The organism is Archangium sp. (assembly GCF_036389735.1).
In the GTDB taxonomy this organism is placed as follows: domain Bacteria; phylum Myxococcota; class Myxococcia; order Myxococcales; family Myxococcaceae; genus Archangium.
The window spans coordinates 1-2,158 of sequence record NZ_DASVWK010000473.1; the positions used below are offsets into that span (position 1 = coordinate 1).

Below are 2,158 nucleotides of genomic sequence, written 5' to 3' on the forward strand. Positions count from 1 at the left end.
CGACCTCGAAGGGCCCAAAGTTCTCCAGGGGCTTGAGCACCTGGAGCGGCCCCACGAGATCCAAGGGCGTCACCTCCGGATACACGACGAACGCGATGACCTTCTTCTGATTTTCCATGTCCCCTCCCACATGTGGCGAGCGCTCCGAGGGCGCCGGTTACCGCGAAGGTAGCACGACCCTCGCTCGCCCTCCTGCCCGGCGGCCGTGATGAAACCATGATGAAGAGCGGAGCCCCACATGAGGCACCATGCGGGCCGCCTTTGGATGATGGATCGCATCCCGATGCCCGAGGTGGCCTCAACGATGAAGCCCGTGCTCCAAAGTCTCCTCTGCTGTGTCCTCCTGCTCCTCGCCGACGCGGTGTGGGGCCGGGACGTGGTCGTGGACCCGCACACGGTGGACAACTTCGTCTCCAGCCTCATGCGCAAGCTGGCCGTGAGCACGGCTGGTACCCTCCTCTACCTGCTGCTGCTGGCCGTCCTCCTGGGGGGGATGCTGTCCATCGTCCTCCACACGCTGCGCACCGGCATCTCCCCCATGCCCACCTCGGGCCGGGTGCGCCGCCAATTGCTTTCCCTTCTGCCCGAGGACCTGGAGGGCACCGTCCTGGAGCTGGGCTCGGGCTGGGGCACGCTGGCCTTCGCGCTGGCGGACCGCTGCCCGCGCGCCCGGGTAGTCGCCTTCGAACTGTCCCCCGTGCCGTACGCCTTCGCGAGGCTACGTCAGCGGCTCGCTCCCCGACCCAACCTCCAGCTCCTGCGCGAGGACTTCTTCCGCGCGAGCTTCTCGGGGGCCTCGGCCGTCGTCTGCTACCTCTTCCCCGGGGCCATGACGCGCCTGGCGCCCAAGCTGTCCGCGGAGCTCGCCCCGGGGACGCGCATCCTCAGCCACACCTTCGCCCTCCGAGGGTGGAAGCCCGTCCAGACGCGGGTGGTCGACGACCTGTACCGCACCCCCATCTACCTCTACGAGGTGCCGGGCGGCGCCGGGCCCGCGGACACCGGACCTGGAGGGTAATCCCCGGGTCCCACTTCCCTCGGAAGTCAGGCCTCCCATCCATCCTCTCCGGTCCTCCGCTCATGTCAGACCCAGGGGATATGTTTCTCCTCGTCGCCGAGAGGGAATCGCGGCGCACCAAGGGAGGGACTCGTGGCGGACATCGCGGACGGCGCCCAGGTTGAAGTGAAGGGCTCTGGCTCCAAGCCGTACATCCTGAAGAACACCGGCGGCGTGTACTCGTGCTCGTGTCCGGCATGGCGCAACCAGTCCATCGCCATCGAGCGGCGCTCGTGCAAGCACCTGCGCAAGGTCCGGGGGGATGCGGCGGAGGACGCCCGGGTGGGCGCCTCGGACACCAGCGCTCCGGCCCGGCCGGCGGCTCGCAACGTCCGTCCCAAGTCCGGCGCGAACACGGTCGTGGGCGCGGAGTCCGACGCCGTCACCGCCCCGCCGCTGCTGCTGGCGCACTCCTGGGAGAACGACGTCGACCTGACGGGCTGGTGGATGAGCGAGAAGCTCGACGGCGTGCGCGCCTACTGGGATGGGAAGCAGTTCTTCTCCCGCCAGGGCAACCCGTTCTTCGCGCCCGACTGGTTCACCGCGAAGCTGCCGGACTACCCGCTGGACGGGGAGCTGTTCGGCGGGCGCAAGAAGTTCCAGCGCACGGTGAGCATCGTGCGGCGGCAGGACCGGAGCGATGACTGGAAGGAGCTGGCCTTCGTCGTCTTCGACGCGCCGGGGATGGACGCGCCCTTCGAGGAGCGGCTCGCGCACTGCCAGCAGTACGTGGAGGACGTGGCGCCGCCCTACGCCGAGTGGCTGCAGCACGAGCCCTGCCGGAGCGTGGCGCACCTGCGCGAGGAGCTGGCGCGGGTGGAGGGGCTCGGGGGCGAGGGGCTGATGCTGCGCAAGCCCGGCTCGCGCTACGAGCCCGGCCGCTCGCACACGCTGCTGAAGGTGAAGAGCTTCAAGGACGACGAGGCGCGCGTGGTGGGGCACGCCGCGGGCGCGGGCCGACACAAGGGCCGGCTGGGCGCGCTGGAGGTGGAGCTGCGCGACGGCACCCGCTTCTCCGTGGGCACGGGCCTGTCGGATCAGGAGCGCGAGAACCCGCCCGCCCTGGGCACCATCATCACCTTCCGCTACCAGGAGTTGTCC

2 protein-coding genes and 1 pseudogene are annotated in these 2,158 nt (G+C 69.7%); all 3 read left to right on the top strand.

The window, feature by feature from the left end:
• Window positions 1–349: 349 nt before the first annotated feature.
• Window positions 350–433 (top strand): annotated as a pseudogene (locus VF794_RS16895) (DNA-binding response regulator); the annotation flags it as partial.
• 60 nt (window positions 434–493) lie between these two features.
• A complete protein-coding gene (locus VF794_RS16900) occupies window positions 494–1,018 on the top strand; it encodes a class I SAM-dependent methyltransferase (protein WP_331111632.1) in 525 nt (174 codons plus the stop codon).
• Window positions 1,019–1,150: 132 nt separating this feature from the next.
• Window positions 1,151–2,158 (top strand): DNA ligase (locus VF794_RS16905; protein ID WP_331111630.1); only part of this gene is annotated, 1,008 nt, incomplete at its 3' end.

Bases quoted from the DNA above. Each gene is read 5' to 3' on its own strand.
- VF794_RS16900 (WP_331111632.1), top strand. From the start codon at position 494: ATGCTGTCCATCGTCCTCCACACGCTGCGCACCGGCATCTCCCCCATG.